The following is a 15,737-nucleotide window of genomic DNA, read 5'->3' as shown; positions in this document are numbered from 1 at the left end:
ATTCACGTCGCCGGACCTTCACGGACTACCTGCGGACTATCCGTCCCCTCTGACAGACGGAGACGCGGTGACTGCAACACCGGCCGGGCCCTTGATCGCCTCTGGAGGCGACCCATGCACATCATCCCTGAACTGCCCGGCTGCGGGCAGTCGGCCACCATCCGGATCGAGATCTGCAGCCGGGCCGACGGCAGCCCTGACGGCTCGGTGCACGCGTGTCAGGCACACGTCGCGGCCATCGAGTCGGCCATCACGGCGGCCGGCCTCACCCCGTACCGAACGGCCGGTGACGGCGGCGGCATGCGGTGCGGCGACGGCTTCGACCTCACTCGTCCCGGCGCTTGGCCGATCGGGCCGGGCGGCCCGCCGGTCCGGCGCATCATCCCGGACCTGCCCGGGTGCGGTCAGCCCGGAATGCAGATGATCGAGGTCTACCGGCCCACCGGCGCCGACGCGTATGCGTCGCTGGTCGGTCACGGCTACGCCTGCCGCGAGCACCTGACCGACCTGATCGCCGCGGTGATCCGGACCGGCCTCACCCCGCTGCACATCCCGGCCGGTCCGTTGGCCGCTCGACCGTGCGGCAGCGCGTACGAGTTCGACACGGCCAGCCTGCCGGACCGGCCGCAGGTGACCCACCAGATCCCCGTACCGGGCATCCCGCCCGTTGAGGTGCCGCTGACGCTGGCCGGGGCGCCGGACGGTCCGGAGCATCCGCAGTGGTGCACGCGGGCCGCTATCTGCCGGATGGAGGGGATCCACTGCTCGGCGCCGTACCCGGTTGCCCTGCCCGGTGTGGCCGTCCAGTTGCGGCTGTGGCTGGAGCAGCCCGCCACGGCACCGGCGCTCCCGGTGGTGCTCTTCGAGTTCACCGACGAGCGGTCGGTCGAGTACCTGCTCACCGTCGAGCAGACCCGGCTACTCATCGAACAGGCCCGGCTGGTGCTCGCCCTGGTCGGTGAGCGGTGAGCCGGCCGGGCCTCGGTGAGACCCGGAGGACAGCCGTCGCCCCGGGCTACGCGGACACGATGTACGAAACGCCGAGTGCCGTTGCAGCGAAACTCCACCAGATTGCGTCGCCGATCAAACAGACGTGAAACACCTGCGCCGTCGAAAGCCCACCTACAGCCCGATGACCCGAACCCGCTGCCCGCACAGCTTGACGATGTCATCGACATCGGATGTCAAAACCGCCACCGGCGCGGGTAGTCGCAACGCCACCTCGGCGACCATGGCATCTATGGCGTACTTGTACCCATGAAGCCCTGCCGCTTTCAACAGCTCCGCACTGCGGCGGGCGCTTTCCTTCGTCACCGCCTCCACCCTGATCCGAGATAGCAGCCAGGTCAGCCGCGCGACGTCCACGCCGGAGTGGGAGACCTCGATGATCATGGCGGCCGACATGGCAAGATCGACCCCATCACGCTCCGCCTGCTCCAGCAGTCGCATCACCTTGCGGTCCCGTTCGATCCACATTGTGAAGCCTTGCGAGTCGAACACCAGCGACTCAAGGCTCACGCCGCACGCCCGATCTCCTCTGCCCCGTGCAGGAGCGCCCGAGCCTCGGCCATCTCCTCGTCAGTGAACGTCCCGAATTCGCCCTGGTAGCGGTCCAACTCCTCGCGGAGAAGTCTGCGCCGCTCGGCCCGCTCGGCCAGCTCGGTGAGGTAGCCGGAGACGTTGTCGGTATGTGTCTTCATGCTCTCCAGCAACTCTGCCGGCAGCGTGATCGTGACCTTCTTCGTCCTCGCCATTTCGCGACCATACCATGGTGTTACCACTGCTGAGCGAACCCTTGCCCTCGATCCGGACCCGGCCGGCGGCCTTCGCGGCGGCCATCGAACCGGCGTTCATCAGGTCCTCGTACGAGACGATCTCGGCCTTGATGAAGCCGCGCTGGAAGTCGGAGTGGATGACCCCGGCGGCCTCCGGCGCGGTCGCGCCGACCGGGACGGTCCAGGCCCGGGCCTCCTTCGGCCCGGCCGTCAGGTACGTCTGCAGGCCCAGGGTGCGGAAGCCGACCCGGATCAGCTGGTCCAGACCCGGCTCGGCCTGGCCGATCAACTCCAGCAGCTCATCACGCCGATTTAAGCGGTTGGATGCTGTCGAGGGAATCGCCAAGGGCGTCCCTCTCCACCTCAAGGTCGAACCGGTTCTGCAAGTTGATCCAGAACAGGTCCGTGGTGCCGAAGTAGCGGGCGAGACGGAGGGCTGTATCGGCCGTGATCCGCCGCTTCCCGTGGGCGATCTCGTTGATCCGGCGAGGCGGCACGCCAACGGCCAGTGCAACCTTGTTCTGAGTGAGCCCGAGTGGGGTGATGAAGTCTTCCATCAGCACCTCCCCGGGGTGAATTGGGGCCAGCTTGCTCATCTGATCCACCTCCCTAGTGGTAGTCCACGATCTCGACGTCCTCCGGGCCGGTTTCCGTCCAGACAAAACAGATCCGCCACTGGTCGTTGATCCGGATGCCGTGTTGACCCTTACGGTCACCAGCGAGCGCCTCCAGGCGATTGCCCGGCGGAACGCTCAGGTCACTCAGGGTGACAGCAGCGTCGATCAGCGCGAGCTTTCGCAGGGCGTTCCGGAGCAGTCGAGAATCGAGGGTCCTGACTCGCTCGCGTTGCCATAGTCGCTCCGTGTCCCGGTTCCCGAATGAACGGATCACGGACCGAGTCTAACGCGCCGCGTTAATAACGCCACCCGTTAAGCGTAGATCCGGCTCTGCGCCGACGACTTCGACCCTGCGGGACAGCGTGCGGGCGACCACGTCACCGCGCCCCTCCGCCGCACCCGGACGCCGAGCGGCAGGCCGTTGGAGCGCAGGTCAGACGTTGAAGCGGAACTCGACCACGTCGCCGTCCTGCATGACGTAGTCCTTGCCCTCGATCCGGACCCGGCCGGCGGCCTTGGCGGCGGCCATCGAACCGGCGTTCATCAGGTCCTCGTACGAGACGATCTCGGCCTTGATAAAGCCGCGCTGGAAGTCGGAGTGGATGACCCCGGCGGCCTCCGGCGCGGTCGCGCCGACCGGGACGGTCCAGGCCCGGGCCTCCTTCGGCCCGGCCGTCAGGTACGTCTGCAGGCCCAGGGTGCGGAAGCCGACCCGGATCAGCTGGTCCAGACCCGGCTCGGACTGGCCGATCGACTCCAGCAGCTCGCGGGCCTCGTCCTCGGGCAGCTCGATCAGTTCGGACTCGACCTTGGCGTCCATGAAGACCGCCTCGGCGGGGAAGACCAGCGCCCGCAGCTCGTCGAGGAACTCGGCGTTGGCCAGCTCGTCCTCGTCGACGTTGAAGACGTACAGGAAGGGCTTGGTGGTGAGCAGGTGCAGCTCGCGCAGCTCGGCGGTGTCGATGCCGGCGTCCATGGCCCCCGCGTACAGGGTGGTGCCGGTGTTGAGCAGCTCGGCGGCCTGCCTCGCGGCGGCGGCCATCGCCGCGCGGTCCTTCTTGAGCTTGGCTTCCTTCTCCAGCCGGGGCAGCGCCTTCTCGATGGTCTGCAGGTCGGCCAGGATCAGCTCGGTGTTGATCGTCTCGATGTCGTCGGCCGGTGAGACCTTGCCGTCGACGTGCACCACGTTCGGGTCGGAGAAGGCCCGCACCACCTGGCAGATCGCCGACGCGTCCCGGATGTTGGCCAGGAAGGCGTTGCCCCGGCCCTGGCCCTTGGACGCGCCGCGGACCAGGCCGGCGATGTCGACGAACGACACCGGCGCGGGGATGATCTTTTGCGAGCCGTGGATCTCGGCGAGCTTGGCCAACCGCTCGTCCGGCAGCCCCACCACGCCGACGTTCGGCTCGATCGTGGCGAACGGGTAGTTCGCCGCGAGGACGTCATTTTTGGTCAAAGCATTGAAAAGGGTGCTTTTCCCGACGTTGGGCAGGCCGACGATGCCGATGGTGAGACTCACGGCGGGCAAGTCTACGCGGCTCGACCGGCCCGCCGACGAACGGTCACGAGCGGCGGGACCGTCTATCGACCGCGAGCATGGTGACGTCCGATTTCCGCGAGCCAGGGCGGTGCCGGCGGGGGCATCATCGATCGCGTGGAGTTGGATTTCGAACGGTGCTACCGCGCGGTCGACAGCCGTGACCTGCGCTTCGACGGGTGGTTCTACACGGGTGTGACCTCGACCGGCATCTACTGCCGGCCGTCCTGCCCGGCGACCACCCCGAAGCGGCAGAACGTCCGGTTCTACCCCTCGGCGGCCGCCGCCCAGCGGGCCGGCTTCCGGGCCTGCCGCCGGTGCCGCCCGGACGCCGCACCCGGCTCGCCGGAGTGGGACGCCCGCGCCGACCTGACCGGCCGGGCGATGCGGCTGATCGGGGACGGCGTGGTCGACCGGGAGGGGGTGCCCGGACTGGCCAGCCGGCTGGGCTACACCGAACGGCACCTGCACCGGATGTTGACCGACCAGCTCGGGGCCGGGCCGCTGGCGCTGGCCCGGGCGCAGCGGGCGCAGACCGCCCGGATCCTGGTCGAGACGACGGACCTGGGCCTCGCCGAGATCGCGTTCGCGGCCGGCTTCGGCAGCGTGCGTCAGTTCAACGACACCATCCGCGAGGTGTACGGGGTGCCGCCGTCCCGACTGCGCGCCGCGGCACCCCGGCGCTCCGACGGGCCGGGGGGCGGGACGATCTCGCTCCGGCTCGCGTACCGGCCGCCGCTGCACGTCGACGCGCTGCTGGGCTTCCTCGCGCCGCGCGCCGTACCGGGGGTGGAGCAGGTCGCCGACGGGACGTACCGCCGGGGGTTGCGGCTGCCGCACGGCGGCGCCGAGGTGGCGCTCACGCCGCTGCCCGGCCACGTGGCCGCGACCCTGCGCCTGACCGACCTGCGGGACCTGGCGCCCGCGGTGGCCCGCTGCCGCCGGCTGCTCGACCTGGACGCCGACCCGGCCGCCGTGGACGCGACGCTGGCCGCCGACCCGGCCCTGGCCGCGCGGATCACCGCCGACCCGGGGGTACGGGTGCCCCGCTCGGTGGACGGTTTCGAGATGGCCGTCCGGGCGATCGTCGGCCAGCAGATCTCGGTCGCCGGCGCGCGTACCGTGCTGGCCCGGCTGACCGCCGCGGCCACCACCCGGACGGACCTCCCCACCGGCCCGGCGGCGGACGGGGCGGAGCCGGCCGGGGCGGAGCCGGCCGGGGGGACGCCGTTGCGGGCGTTCCCGTCGGCGGCGGAGGTGCTGGAACTGCCGGATTCGGCGTTCGGAATGCCGGCCGCCCGCCGGGAGAGCATCCGGGCGGCGGCCCGGGCGGTCGCCGACGGGCACCTGCACCTCGACCCGGGCGCCGACCGCGACGAGGCCGTCGCCCGGCTGACCGCGTTGCCCGGCATCGGCCCGTGGACCGCCGGTTACGTGGCCATGCGCGGCATCGGCGACCCGGACGCGTTCCTGGCGACCGACCTCGCCGTCCGCCAGGGCGCCGCGGCGCTCGGCCTGCCCGACGACCCGCGCGCCCTGGCCGACCACGCGCGGCGCTGGCGGCCCTGGCGTTCGTACGCGGTGATCCGGCTCTGGGCCGCGCGCTGACCGACGGTCCGACGCGCCCCGACGACCGGGCACCACAACCGGAAAGAGAGATCCCATGAACCACCTGTACGGCACGACGATGACCACTCCCGCCGGTCCGTTCACCGTCCTGGTCAGCGCCGACGGCGCGGTCCGGGCCGCCGCGTTCGACGGCGACACCGAGGCGCTGCTGGCCCGGGTGCATCCGCGGCTGCGCGCGCCGGTCCGGCTCCGGTCCGACCTCGGGCCGATCACCGCGGCGGTACGGTCCTATCTGGACGGTGAGTTGGCGGCGCTCGACCCGGTGCCGGTCGAACAGCACACCGACGGCGCCTTCATGACCCACGCCTGGCGGGTGCTGCGGGACGTCAAACCCGGCGAGCCGATCACGTACACGGCGTTCGCCACGCTGGCCGGGCGGCCCGCGGCGGTCCGGGCGGCGGCCACCGCCTGTGCCCGCAACGCCGTGGCCCTGTTCGTGCCCTGCCACCGGGTGCTACGCACCGACGGCGGCCTCGGCGGCTACCGGTGGGGGCTGGATGTGAAGAAGTGGCTTCTCGGTCACGAACGGCGGTTGACGGCAAGCTGACTGTTACGACTCGGGCATTCACCGTTACCGTGCACAGGTGCCTCCCGATCGGGACCACGACGCCACCCCACCGGTCGTCACGGGTCCGCGCCACCTGCACAACCTCTGGCGCCTGCGGCGCTACGTCCGTCCCTATCTGGGGCAGCTGAGCTGCCTGCTGCTGGCCGCCGTCGCCGCGACGGCGGCCGGCATCGCCGTGCCGATGGTGGTCCGCCGGGTGGTGGACGGTCCGATCGCCCACCACGAACCGGGCGGGCTGCTTCGCCTCGGGGCCCTGGCGTTGCTGCTCGGACTCGCCGAGGCGGTGCTCATCTTCGTCCGTCGCTGGACGCAGTCGTCGGCGGCGGTGGACCTGGAAGCCACCATCCGCAACGAGCTCTACGCCCACCTGCAACGGTTGCCGGTCTCGTTCCACGACCGGTGGCAGTCCGGGCAGTTGCTCTCCCGGATCACCACCGACCTGGCGGTGATCCGGCGGTTCCTCTCCTTCGGGTTGATCTTCCTGATCGTCAACGTCGCCACCTACCTCACCGTGGTCGGCCTGCTGATCGGGCTGCACCCGCTGCTGGGGGCGCTGGTGGCCGCCGGCGCGGTGCCGCTGTTCCTGATCAGTCGCCGGTTCCGGCGCTCCTACCTGACCGCCAGTCGACGGTTGCAGGACCAGCAGGGCGACCTGGCCACTTTGGTCGAGGAGTCGGCGCAGGGGCTGCGCACCGTCAAGGCGTTCGGCCGGCAGGACGAGATGGCCGACCGGTTCGGCGCGGGCGCACGGGCCCTGCGGGACACCGCGGTCGGCCGGAACACCCTGCTCGCCCGCACCTCCGCCCAGTTCGACCTGGTGCCCAACCTGACCCTGGCGGCGGTGCTGGTGGCCGGCGCGGTCGCGGCGAGCCGGGGCGAGCTGACCATCGGTGAACTGGTCGCCTTCGTGTCGCTGCACCTGATGCTCATCTGGCCGATCGAGTCGCTCGGCTGGATCATCGCCAACGCCCAGGAGGCGGCCACCGCCGCCGACCGGATCCACGAGGTCCTCGACACCGCTCCGGCCATCGTCGACCGGCCGCACGCGACCGCGCTGCACCCCGGCCACGTCGGCGGGGCGCTGCGGTTCGAGGGGGTCACCTTCGGCTACCCGGGCAACCCGGAGCCGGTGCTGCGCGGCGTCGACCTGAGCATCCGCCCGGGTGAGACGCTGGCCCTGGTCGGCGTGACCGGCTGCGGCAAGAGCACGTTGCTGTCCCTGGTGCCCCGGCTGAACGACGTGACCGGCGGCCGGATCACCCTGGACGGTCGGGACCTGCGCGACATCGAACTCGCCTCGCTGCGCCGGGTGGTCGGCGTGGCCTTCGAGGAACCCACCCTGTTCTCCATGTCGGTGTGGGAGAACCTCACCCTGGGCCGCCCGGACGCCACCGAGGAGGAGGTCCGCGCCGCGCTCGCGGTGGCCCAGGCCGAATTCGTGTACGACCTGCCGTGGGGCCTGGACACCCGGGTCGGCGAGCAGGGCCTGTCGTTGTCCGGCGGGCAACGGCAGCGGGTGGCGCTGGCCCGGGCGGTGCTGCGCCGGCCCCGGGTGCTGGTCCTGGACGATCCGCTGTCGGCGCTGGACGTGCACACCGAGGCGCTGGTCGAGGCGGCCCTGGCCCGGGTGCTGCGCGGCACCACCGCGCTGCTGGTGGTGCACCGGCCGTCCACCGTCGCGCTGGCCGACCGGGTGGCGCTGCTGGCCGACGGCCGGATCGCCGCCGTCGGCACGCACTCCGAACTGCTCGCCACCGTGCCGGCGTACCGGGCGGCGCTGTCCGCCACCGACGCCACGGCGACCGCGCTGGAGGCGCCGCCGGCCCGGTCGGGCACCTCGGTCGGTGGCGTCGGGACGCTCGGGCTGGTCAGCCGATGACCGCCGGCCAGCCGACCGGCCCCTCGATCCCCGCCCCTCGGGCGGGCGAGTCGGTCGCACCGGCCGGCACCGTCACCGTCGACGTCGGCGGCTGGCGCGGGCTGGCCGTCGAACCGGACGCCGACCGGACCGCGGCGGAGGAGTCCGGCACCCGAGCCGTGGCCCGGCTGCGCAGCCGCAGCCGGCTGTTGCTCGGCTCGCTGCTGCGCCCGTACCGGCGGTCCATCGGGGCGGCGGTGGCCCTGCTGCTGGTGCAGAACGCGGCCGGGATGGCCGGGCCGTACCTGGTGATGCTCGGCATCGACCGGGCCGTGCCGCCGTTGCGGCGGGGTGACGCCGGGCCGCTCGTCGCGGTCGCCGTCGCGTTCCTGGCCGCCATCGCCGCCGAGTACGCCGGTCGGCGCGGCTTCCTCACCCTGTCCGCCCGGATCGGCCAGGCCGCCCTGCTCGACCTGCGACAGCGGGTGTACCGGCACTTCCTGCGGCTGTCGGTGGGCTTCCACGAGCGCTACACCTCGGGCCGGGTGGTGGCCCGGCTGACCAGCGACATGGACTCGATCGCCGAGCTGGTCGACGGCGGCATCGACGACCTGGTGCTGGCCGTGCTGTCGATCGTCTCGGTGGCCGGCATCCTGCTCTGGCTCGACCCGCCGCTGGCGCTGGTGACCCTGCTGGCGTTCCCGTTCCTGCTCTGGCTCTCCCGCTGGTTCGCCACCGCCTCGCAACTGGCCTACCGGCGTACCCGGGAGGCGGTCGCGCTGGTGATCGTGCACTTCGTGGAGTCGCTCGGCGGCATCCGGGCGGTGCAGGCGTTCCGTCGGGAACCCCGCAACCAGGCGATCTTCCACGCCGTCAACGACGACTACCGGCGGGCCAACCAGCGGGCGTTCCAGCTGATCGCCATCTACTCGCCGGCGATCAAGCTGATCGGCAACGTCACCATCGCCGTGGTGATCGGTTACGGCGGTTGGCGGGTGCTGCACGGGCACACCGAGGTCGGCGTGCTCGCCGCGTTCCTGCTCTACCTGCGCCGGTTCTTCGAGCCGATGCAGGAGCTGAGCCAGTTCTACAACGCGTTGCAGTCGGCCACCGCCGCGCTGGAGAAGCTCTCCGGCGTACTGGACGAGAAGCCGGCGGTGCCCGAGCCGGAGCGGCCCGTCGCGTTGCCGGTGGGTCACGGCCGGGGCCGGGTCGAGTTCCGGGGGGTGACCTTCGGCTACCGGGCGGGCGCGCTGATCCTGCCCGGGCTGGACCTGTCCGTCCCGGCGGGACAGACGGTGGCGCTGGTCGGCGCCACCGGCGCCGGCAAGTCGACGATCGCCAAGTTGGTCGCCCGGTTCTACGACCCGACCGGCGGCACGGTCAGCCTGGACGGGGTGGACCTGCGCCGGATCACCGACGCGGACCTGCGCCGGGCGGTGGTGCTGGTGACCCAGGAGAACCACCTGTTCACCGGCACCGTCGCCGACAACATCCGGTTCGGCCGGCCGGACGCGACCGACGCCGAGGTCGAGGCCGCCGCCCGGGCGATCGGCGCGCACGACTTCATCGCCGCCCTGCCCGACGGGTACGACACCGACGTGCACCGCCGTGGCGGCCGGCTCTCCGCCGGGCAGCGCCAGCTCGTCGCCTTCGCCCGCGCCTTCCTGGCCGACCCGGTGGTGCTGATCCTGGACGAGGCGACCTCGTCGCTGGACGTGCCCAGCGAACGCCTGGTGCAACGGGCGCTGCGGACCATCCTGCGGGACCGCACCGCCCTGGTGATCGCCCACCGGCTCTCGACCGTGGAGATCGCCGACCGGGTGCTGGTGCTGGAGGCCGGCCGGGTCGTCGAGGACGGCCCGCCGGCGGTGCTGGCCGCCCGGCCCGACGGCCGCTACGCCGCCCTGCACCACGAGTGGCGCGACAGCCTGGTGTGACCACCGGAAATACTCTCGCGGACCGCCCGCCGGGCCGGACTATCATCGCCGGATGACCGATACGGCGAGGACCGGGCGTGACCGGGTTCCCGAGCGGCCGTCCCTGGACGGGCTCGAGGAGACCTGGTCGCGCCGCTGGCAGGAAGCGGGCACGTACGCGTTCGACCGGTCGAAAGCGCCTATTCGGGGTCGCGGCGCGGCGTCAGACGCGCCGAGCCCGGATGGGCGTAGGGCCGACGTGTACGCGATCGACACCCCGCCGCCGACCGTATCGGGCGAACTGCACGTGGGACACGTCTTCTCGTACACGCACACCGACACCGTGGCGCGGTTCCAGCGGATGCGCGGCCGCACCGTCTTCTACCCGATGGGCTGGGACGACAACGGGCTGCCCACCGAGCGCCGGGTGCAGAACGTCTACGGCGTGCGGTGCGACCCGGCGTTGCCGTACGACCCGGACTGGCAGCCGCCGGACGCCCCGGTCGACGACGCCCGCCGGGCCGACCCGACCGCGATCTCCCGGCGCAACTTCGTCGAGCTGTGCGAACGGCTCACCGCCTCCGACGAGCAGGTGTTCGAGGCGTTGTGGCGGCGGCTCGGGCTGTCGGTGGACTGGTCGTTGACGTACACCACGATCGGCCGGGCGGCCCGGGCGACCAGCCAGCGGGCGTTCCTGCGCAACCTGGCCCGGGGGGAGGCGTACCAGGCCGAGGCGCCGACGCTGTGGGACGTCGGCTTCGGCACGGCGGTGGCGCAGGCCGAGCTGGAGGACCGGGAACGGCCCGGCGCGTACCACCGGTTGCGGTTCGCCGGCCCGGGCGGCACCGCCGTCCAGATCGACACCACCCGGCCGGAGCTGCTGCCGGCCTGCGTCGCGCTGGTCTGCCACCCGGACGACGAGCGGTACGCCGACCTGGTCGGCCGGACCGTGCGGACCCCGCTGTTCGGCGTCGAGGTGCCGGTGCACGCGCACCGGCTGGCCGACCCGGAGAAGGGCACCGGCATCGCGATGGTGTGCACCTTCGGCGACCTCACGGACGTGACCTGGTGGCGGGAGCTGCGGCTGGCCACCCGGGTGATCATCGGCCGGGACGGCCGGCTGCTGGCGGGTCCGCCGGCCGGGGTGCCGGCGGAGCCGTACGCCGCGCTGGCCGGGGTGCCGGCGGAGCCGTACGCCGCGCTGGCCGGGAAGACCGTGAACGCCGCCCGGCGGGAGATCGTCGCGCTGCTCGCCGGCTCGGGCGACCTGCTCGGCGAGCCGCGACCGATCGTCCACCCGGTCAAGTTCTACGAGAAGGGCGACCGCCCACTGGAGATCATTTCCAGCCGGCAGTGGTACATCGCCAACGGCGGCCGGGACGCCGACCTGCGCGCCGACCTGCTGGCCCGGGGCCGCGAGCTGACCTGGGTGCCGACCCACATGCACCACCGGTACGAGCACTGGGTGGGCGGCCTGACCGGCGACTGGCTGGTCAGCCGGCAGCGCTTCTTCGGCGTGCCGGTGCCGGTCTGGTACCGGCTCGACGACGCCGGCGACCCGGATTACGCCGACCCGATCACGCCGGACGAGGCGCTGCTGCCGGTGGATCCGGCCTCGGACGTGCCGGCCGGGTTCACCGCCGACCAGCGGGGCGTCCCGGGCGGCTTCACCGCCGACCCGGACGTGCTGGACACCTGGGCCACCTCGTCGCTGACGCCGCAGATCGTCGGCGGCTGGGAGACCGACCCGGACCTGTTCGCCCGGGTGTTCCCGATGGACCTGCGCCCGCAGGGGCAGGAGATCATCCGTACCTGGCTGTTCTCCTCGGTGGTCCGGTCGCACTTCGAGCACGGCACGCTGCCCTGGCGGGACACGGTGCTGTCCGGTTGGATCCTGGACCCGGACCGCAAGAAGATGTCGAAGTCCAAGGGCAACGTGGTCACCCCGATGGCGCTGCTGGAGCAGTCCGGCTCGGACGCGGTGCGCTACTGGGCGGCCAGCGGCCGGCCCGGGACCGACCTCGCCTTCGACCCGGCGCAGATCAAGATCGGCCGGCGGTTGGCCACCAAACTGCTCAACGCGTCGAAGTTCGCGCTCGGGCTGGGCGCCGCCGAGGCGGCCAGGTCCGAGGTCACCGAGCCGCTGGACCGGTCCATGCTCGCCGGTCTGGCCGCGGTGGTGGAGCAGGCCACGTCCGCCTTCGACGGGTACGACCACACCGCCGCCCTGCAGGCCACCGAGGCGTTCTTCTGGACCTTCTGCGACGACTACATCGAGTTGGTCAAGAACCGGGCCTACGGGGACGGGCCGGCCGCGGTGTCGGCCCGGGCCGCCCTGGCCACCGCCCTGTCCACGCTGCTGCGACTGTTCGCGCCGATCCTGCCGTACGTGACCGAGGAGGTCTGGTCCTGGTGGCGGTACGACTCGGTGCACCGTTCGCCGTGGCCCACCCGGCCCGAGGTGGCCCGGTCGGCGGTCGACGGTGACCCGGAGCTGCTGCGGCTGGCCGGGGCGGCGCTGACCCAGGTCCGTCGGGCCAAGTCGGAGCGGAAGCTGTCGATGCGTACCGAGGTGCCGCTGGCCGAGGTGCTCGGCCCGGCACCGATGCTGGAACGACTCGCGCTGGTCGCCGACGACCTGCGGTCCGCCGGCCGGATCACCAAGCTCGACTACCTCCCCGACCGCACCCCCGAACTGGTGATCGCCTGCGCCTTCTGACCGCCGGGTTACCAGCCGCGGAGGAAGCGGAGGCCGAAAAGGAGGGTGACGACGGCGGGGCCGAGGGAGAGGGTGACTGCCTGGAGGCGGTAGGGCATGCGGTGGCGGGCCAGCTCGATCGCGTTGGCGACGACCACCGCACCGGCGGCCATCATGTGCGCGCCCCACCAGCCGGTCGCGCCGAAGTCGACCCAGCCGGCGCGCAGCAGCAGGAAGGTCGGGCCGAGGGTGGCGGCCACCAGCGCCAGCAGGGCCACCGACCGGTGCAGGCCGCGCACCAGGGGATGCGTCGACCGCCAACCGTAGGTGCCGGCCACCGCCAGGCAGGGCAGCGTGATCATCAACGGCCAGCCGCGACCCATCGCCCCGGCCATCAGCAGCGCGCCGACCACGAGGACCAACCCGCCGATCCAGGCCACCAGGTAACCGAAGAAGGCCGCACCGCGGCCGCGGATCAGCAACGGGCCGGCGCAGGCCGCGATGAGCGCGCCGGGCACCAGGATGAACCCGGCCCACCAGTGGTACTCCCCGACCGCCTGGGCGATCGTGTTGGCCAGCGCCGCCGAGACGGCCGCGACGACCAGGCCGATCAGCCAGGCCCGGCGGTTCCGGGCCGGGTCGGCCAACTGCTGCCCGTCCGGGGTGGTCTCGGCCGGCGTTCCTGTCTGCACGCTCACGCCGTCAACTCTGCCCCGGCGCGGGTCCCCGGTACATCCGGCCACCCCTACCATCGGGCCACCGGCTGCCCCTCCCTTGCCGGGCGGGCCGCCGCACCACGCGCGGCGCCGCACCCCCGGTCGGGCGGGTCGCCGTGCCCGGCGCGGACATCAAGCCTGCCGGGCCGCGCCGGGCACGGTGGCCCGCCCCCGACCACGGATTAGCGACGGCGGGACCCGATCAGAAGTCCCCGCCACCGAAGTCGCCGCCACCCCAGTCGCCACCGCCGCCGAAGTCGCCGCCGCCGCCCCAGTCACCGGGGTCACCGCCGCCGCCGAAGCCCTGGTCGTCGCCGTAGCCGCCGTCGAACCCGCCGCCGTCGCCGTCGAAGCCCTGCCCGTCGGCGAAGCCCTCCTGGTAGCCGTCGCCCCAGCCGCCGAACCCCGGGTCGGCGAAGGCCGGCGAGAACAGCGCGTCGGCGATCAGCATGCCGCCGAGCACGCCGGCGCCGGCACCCAGCGCGGTCTTCCACCACGGGGTGGAGTACCAACCGGCCGGCACCGGGCGACCCTGGTAGCGGCCGCCCGGGTAGTAGTAGGGGGTGTCCCGGCCGGGTTGCGGGCCGGCCTTGAAGGTCTGCCCCTGCACGTCGACCGAACGTTCCTTGGTGAGCGTGCCGGCGCCCTGCGCGGCGGCAAGCTGCGGCAGCTCCGGGCCCGGGTCGATGCCGAGGGCGGTGCGCGCCGCGCGGACGTAGCTCAGACCCTCCAGCGCGGTCTCCCGGGCGAGCTGGTACTGCCGGGCCGTCCGGGCCTGTTCCAGCTGGCTACCGGCCGCGTTGTACCGCTCGCCCGCGTCGACCAGGGCCTGACGCACCGCCGGCTCGTCGCCGTGCAGGTTCATCACCTGGCCACCGAGCCGCTCGTACCAGCGTTGCGCGTCGGCGCGGGCGTCGGCCAGCTCCCGCTCGGTGCGCGCCGCGCTCTCCCGGCGCATCCAAAGCAGGCCGCCGACGAGCAGGACCACCAACAGGAGCAGGATCAAAGTCACGGTTACGACGATAGCTCCGCCGGCCAACAGCCGCCCGGAACGTGTCTGAGGTGCTCCCGTCGTACCCGTTTGGCATGCTCTTTGACGTGGATCCTTCGACGCTGGCCGTGGTGGTCGTCTGCCTCGGCGTCGGCGGGGCGGTGGGCTGGTACGCCGCCCGCGCCCGGTCGGCGGCCGAGATCGCTCGGCTCGACGCGACCCTGGCCGCCACCCGCGAGGGCGAGGGTCGGCTGGAGCAGTCCATGCGGGCGCTGTCCTACGAGGCCACCGCCCAGTCCCAGGAGGCGGTGGCGCGCGCGGTGGCACCGCTGCACGAGACGCTGCGCCGCTACGAACAGCGGATGACCGAGTTGGAGCACGACCGGGTCGACGCGTACGCGGAGCTGCGCGAGCAGGTCCGGGCCATGACCGGCGTCTCCGGCGAGCTGCGCACCGAGACCCGGCAGCTGGTGGCGGCACTGCGCGCGCCGCAAGTGCGCGGCCGGTGGGGCGAGCACCAGCTGCGCCGGATCGTCGAGGCCGCCGGCATGCTGGAGCACTGCGACTTCGCCGAGCAGGTCACCGCCGCGACCGACCATCAGGTGGTACGCCCGGACCTGGTGGTCCGGTTGCACGGCGGACGGAGCGTGGTGGTCGACGCGAAGGCGCCGTTCGACGCGTACCTGAGCGCGATGGAGGCGCGGGACGAGGCCACCCGGGACCGTCACCTGGACGGGCACGCCCGCCAGTTGCGGGCGCACGTCGACGCGTTGGCCGCGAAGTCCTATTGGACCGCATTCGAGCAGACGCCCGAATTCGTGGTCCTCTTCGTGCCGGCGGACCCGTTCCTCGACGTGGCCCTGCAACGCGACCCGACGCTGTTGGAGCACGCGTTCACCCGCGACGTGGTGCTGGCCACCCCGGCCACGCTGGTCGCGCTGCTGCGCACGGTGGCGTACGCGTGGCGGCAGGAGGCGCTGGCCCGCAACGCGGTGGCGGTGCACTCGCTGGCCCGCGAGTTGTACGGCCGGCTGGCCACCCTCGGCGACCACGTCGGGAAGCTGGGCGGGGCACTGGGCTCGGCGGTGACCGCGTACAACCGGGCCGTCGGTTCGTTGGAGGCGCGGGTGCTGGTCAGCGCCCGCAAGCTGGCCGACCTGGGGGTCTCCGGCGGCGAGTTGGGTACGCCCGCCCAGGTCGAGGTGGCGCCCCGGCAGCCGCAGGCCCCGGAGCTGATCGATCAGCCGGTGCTCGTACCGGAGTCCGGAATGGACCGGATCCGGTCGGTCGGGCCGGACCGAAATTGATGACAATTGGCCGAACGGACAATTAGTCAATTCGCATTAGTCAATATCACGGCCTCATTACAACGAGGTCCTGACTAGTGACACGGGGCGAGCCGCCCACACAGGATTCGCTCACGTGTGCC

The 15,737-nt window shown here is 72.4% G+C and carries 14 protein-coding genes and 1 pseudogene; 7 read left to right on the top strand and 8 right to left on the bottom strand.

Going from position 1 to position 15,737, the window contains the following annotated elements; translation table 11 throughout:
- The first annotated feature begins 114 nt into the window (after positions 1 to 114).
- Positions 115 to 969 carry a hypothetical protein gene (locus ACFOX0_RS13015; RefSeq protein ID WP_377545149.1) on the top strand — a complete coding sequence of 285 codons (855 nt, stop codon included), beginning with the start codon at positions 115 to 117 and terminating at the stop codon, positions 967 to 969.
- 153 nt (positions 970 to 1,122) lie between these two features.
- On the opposite strand, the gene ACFOX0_RS13010 is transcribed toward ACFOX0_RS13015, so the two are convergent.
- The 6 genes and pseudogenes from ACFOX0_RS13010 to ychF form a co-directional block, all read right to left on the bottom strand.
- Positions 1,123 to 1,518 (bottom strand): PIN domain-containing protein, encoded by a 396-nt coding sequence (locus ACFOX0_RS13010; protein WP_377545147.1) that lies wholly within the window; start codon positions 1,516 to 1,518, stop codon positions 1,123 to 1,125.
- Positions 1,515 to 1,700 carry a hypothetical protein gene (locus ACFOX0_RS13005; protein ID WP_377545476.1) on the bottom strand — a complete coding sequence of 62 codons (186 nt, stop codon included), beginning with the start codon at positions 1,698 to 1,700 and terminating at the stop codon, positions 1,515 to 1,517. Before ACFOX0_RS13005 ends, ACFOX0_RS13010 begins: the two co-directional genes overlap by 4 nt.
- 94 nt (positions 1,701 to 1,794) lie before the next feature.
- Positions 1,795 to 2,076, bottom strand: a pseudogene (locus tag ACFOX0_RS13000) (DUF933 domain-containing protein); the annotation flags it as partial.
- A 1-nt stretch (position 2,077) separates the two neighbouring features.
- Positions 2,078 to 2,371 (bottom strand): HigA family addiction module antitoxin, encoded by a 294-nt coding sequence (locus tag ACFOX0_RS12995; protein WP_377545144.1) that lies wholly within the window; start codon positions 2,369 to 2,371, stop codon positions 2,078 to 2,080.
- A gap of 13 nt (positions 2,372 to 2,384) precedes the next feature.
- A complete protein-coding gene (locus ACFOX0_RS12990) occupies positions 2,385 to 2,666 on the bottom strand; it encodes a type II toxin-antitoxin system RelE/ParE family toxin (protein WP_377545142.1) in 282 nt (93 codons plus the stop codon).
- A 159-nt stretch (positions 2,667 to 2,825) separates the two neighbouring features.
- Positions 2,826 to 3,911, bottom strand: a complete 1,086-nt coding sequence (gene ychF / locus ACFOX0_RS12985) for a redox-regulated ATPase YchF (RefSeq protein WP_377545140.1) — start codon at positions 3,909 to 3,911, stop codon at positions 2,826 to 2,828.
- 135 nt (positions 3,912 to 4,046) lie between these two features.
- On the opposite strand from ychF, the gene ACFOX0_RS12980 reads away from it, so the two are divergent.
- Genes ACFOX0_RS12980 through valS form a run of 5 tightly spaced genes read left to right on the top strand, consistent with a single transcriptional unit; the run spans position 4,047 to position 12,622 of the window.
- Positions 4,047 to 5,537, top strand: a complete 1,491-nt coding sequence (locus ACFOX0_RS12980; RefSeq protein WP_377545138.1) for an AlkA N-terminal domain-containing protein — start codon at positions 4,047 to 4,049, stop codon at positions 5,535 to 5,537.
- A gap of 55 nt (positions 5,538 to 5,592) precedes the next feature.
- Positions 5,593 to 6,105 carry a methylated-DNA--[protein]-cysteine S-methyltransferase gene (locus ACFOX0_RS12975; RefSeq protein ID WP_377545136.1) on the top strand — a complete coding sequence of 171 codons (513 nt, stop codon included), beginning with the start codon at positions 5,593 to 5,595 and terminating at the stop codon, positions 6,103 to 6,105.
- Positions 6,106 to 6,142: 37 nt separating this feature from the next.
- On the top strand, positions 6,143 to 8,005 hold the full coding sequence (locus ACFOX0_RS12970) for an ABC transporter ATP-binding protein (protein WP_377545134.1): 1,863 nt from the start codon (positions 6,143 to 6,145) through the stop codon (positions 8,003 to 8,005).
- Positions 8,002 to 9,924, top strand: a complete 1,923-nt coding sequence (locus ACFOX0_RS12965) for an ABC transporter ATP-binding protein (protein ID WP_377545132.1) — start codon at positions 8,002 to 8,004, stop codon at positions 9,922 to 9,924. Before ACFOX0_RS12970 ends, ACFOX0_RS12965 begins: the two co-directional genes overlap by 4 nt.
- Positions 9,925 to 9,976: 52 nt before the next feature.
- Entirely contained in the window at positions 9,977 to 12,622 is a 2,646-nt protein-coding gene (gene valS, locus ACFOX0_RS12960) for a valine--tRNA ligase (protein ID WP_377545130.1), read from the top strand.
- A gap of 8 nt (positions 12,623 to 12,630) precedes the next feature.
- Here the strand turns inward: valS and ACFOX0_RS12955 are convergent, their stop codons facing one another.
- Both ACFOX0_RS12955 and ACFOX0_RS12950 read right to left on the bottom strand, forming a co-directional pair.
- Positions 12,631 to 13,299, bottom strand: coding sequence for a hypothetical protein (locus tag ACFOX0_RS12955; RefSeq protein ID WP_377545128.1), 669 nt, complete (start codon positions 13,297 to 13,299; stop codon positions 12,631 to 12,633).
- Between the two features lie 220 nt (positions 13,300 to 13,519).
- A complete protein-coding gene (locus ACFOX0_RS12950) occupies positions 13,520 to 14,275 on the bottom strand; it encodes a hypothetical protein (RefSeq protein WP_377545452.1) in 756 nt (251 codons plus the stop codon).
- Between the two features lie 128 nt (positions 14,276 to 14,403).
- Here ACFOX0_RS12950 and ACFOX0_RS12945 point away from each other — a divergent pair, with 128 nt between their 5' ends.
- Positions 14,404 to 15,615 carry a DNA recombination protein RmuC gene (locus ACFOX0_RS12945; protein ID WP_377545126.1) on the top strand — a complete coding sequence of 404 codons (1,212 nt, stop codon included), beginning with the start codon at positions 14,404 to 14,406 and terminating at the stop codon, positions 15,613 to 15,615.
- Positions 15,616 to 15,737: the final 122 nt, after the last annotated feature.

This window comes from Micromonospora zhanjiangensis, from assembly GCF_042650605.1.
GTDB lineage: Bacteria > Actinomycetota > Actinomycetes > Mycobacteriales > Micromonosporaceae > Micromonospora_J > Micromonospora_J zhanjiangensis.
The sequence above is the reverse complement of the archived record's forward strand: the minus strand, read 5'-3'. Positions and strand labels throughout refer to the sequence as shown.

Bases quoted from the DNA above. Each gene is read 5' to 3' on its own strand.
- ACFOX0_RS12995 (WP_377545144.1), bottom strand. From the start codon at position 2,371: ATGAGCAAGCTGGCCCCAATTCACCCCGGGGAGGTGCTGATGGAAGAC.
- valS (WP_377545130.1), top strand. From the start codon at position 9,977: ATGACCGATACGGCGAGGACCGGGCGTGACCGGGTTCCCGAGCGGCCG.
- ACFOX0_RS12965 (WP_377545132.1), top strand. From the start codon at position 8,002: ATGACCGCCGGCCAGCCGACCGGCCCCTCGATCCCCGCCCCTCGGGCG.
- ACFOX0_RS13015 (WP_377545149.1), top strand. From the start codon at position 115: ATGCACATCATCCCTGAACTGCCCGGCTGCGGGCAGTCGGCCACCATC.
- ACFOX0_RS12950 (WP_377545452.1), bottom strand. From the start codon at position 14,275: ATGCGCCGGGAGAGCGCGGCGCGCACCGAGCGGGAGCTGGCCGACGCC.
- ACFOX0_RS13005 (WP_377545476.1), bottom strand. From the start codon at position 1,700: ATGAAGACACATACCGACAACGTCTCCGGCTACCTCACCGAGCTGGCC.
- ACFOX0_RS12945 (WP_377545126.1), top strand. From the start codon at position 14,404: ATGCTCTTTGACGTGGATCCTTCGACGCTGGCCGTGGTGGTCGTCTGC.
- ACFOX0_RS12975 (WP_377545136.1), top strand. From the start codon at position 5,593: ATGAACCACCTGTACGGCACGACGATGACCACTCCCGCCGGTCCGTTC.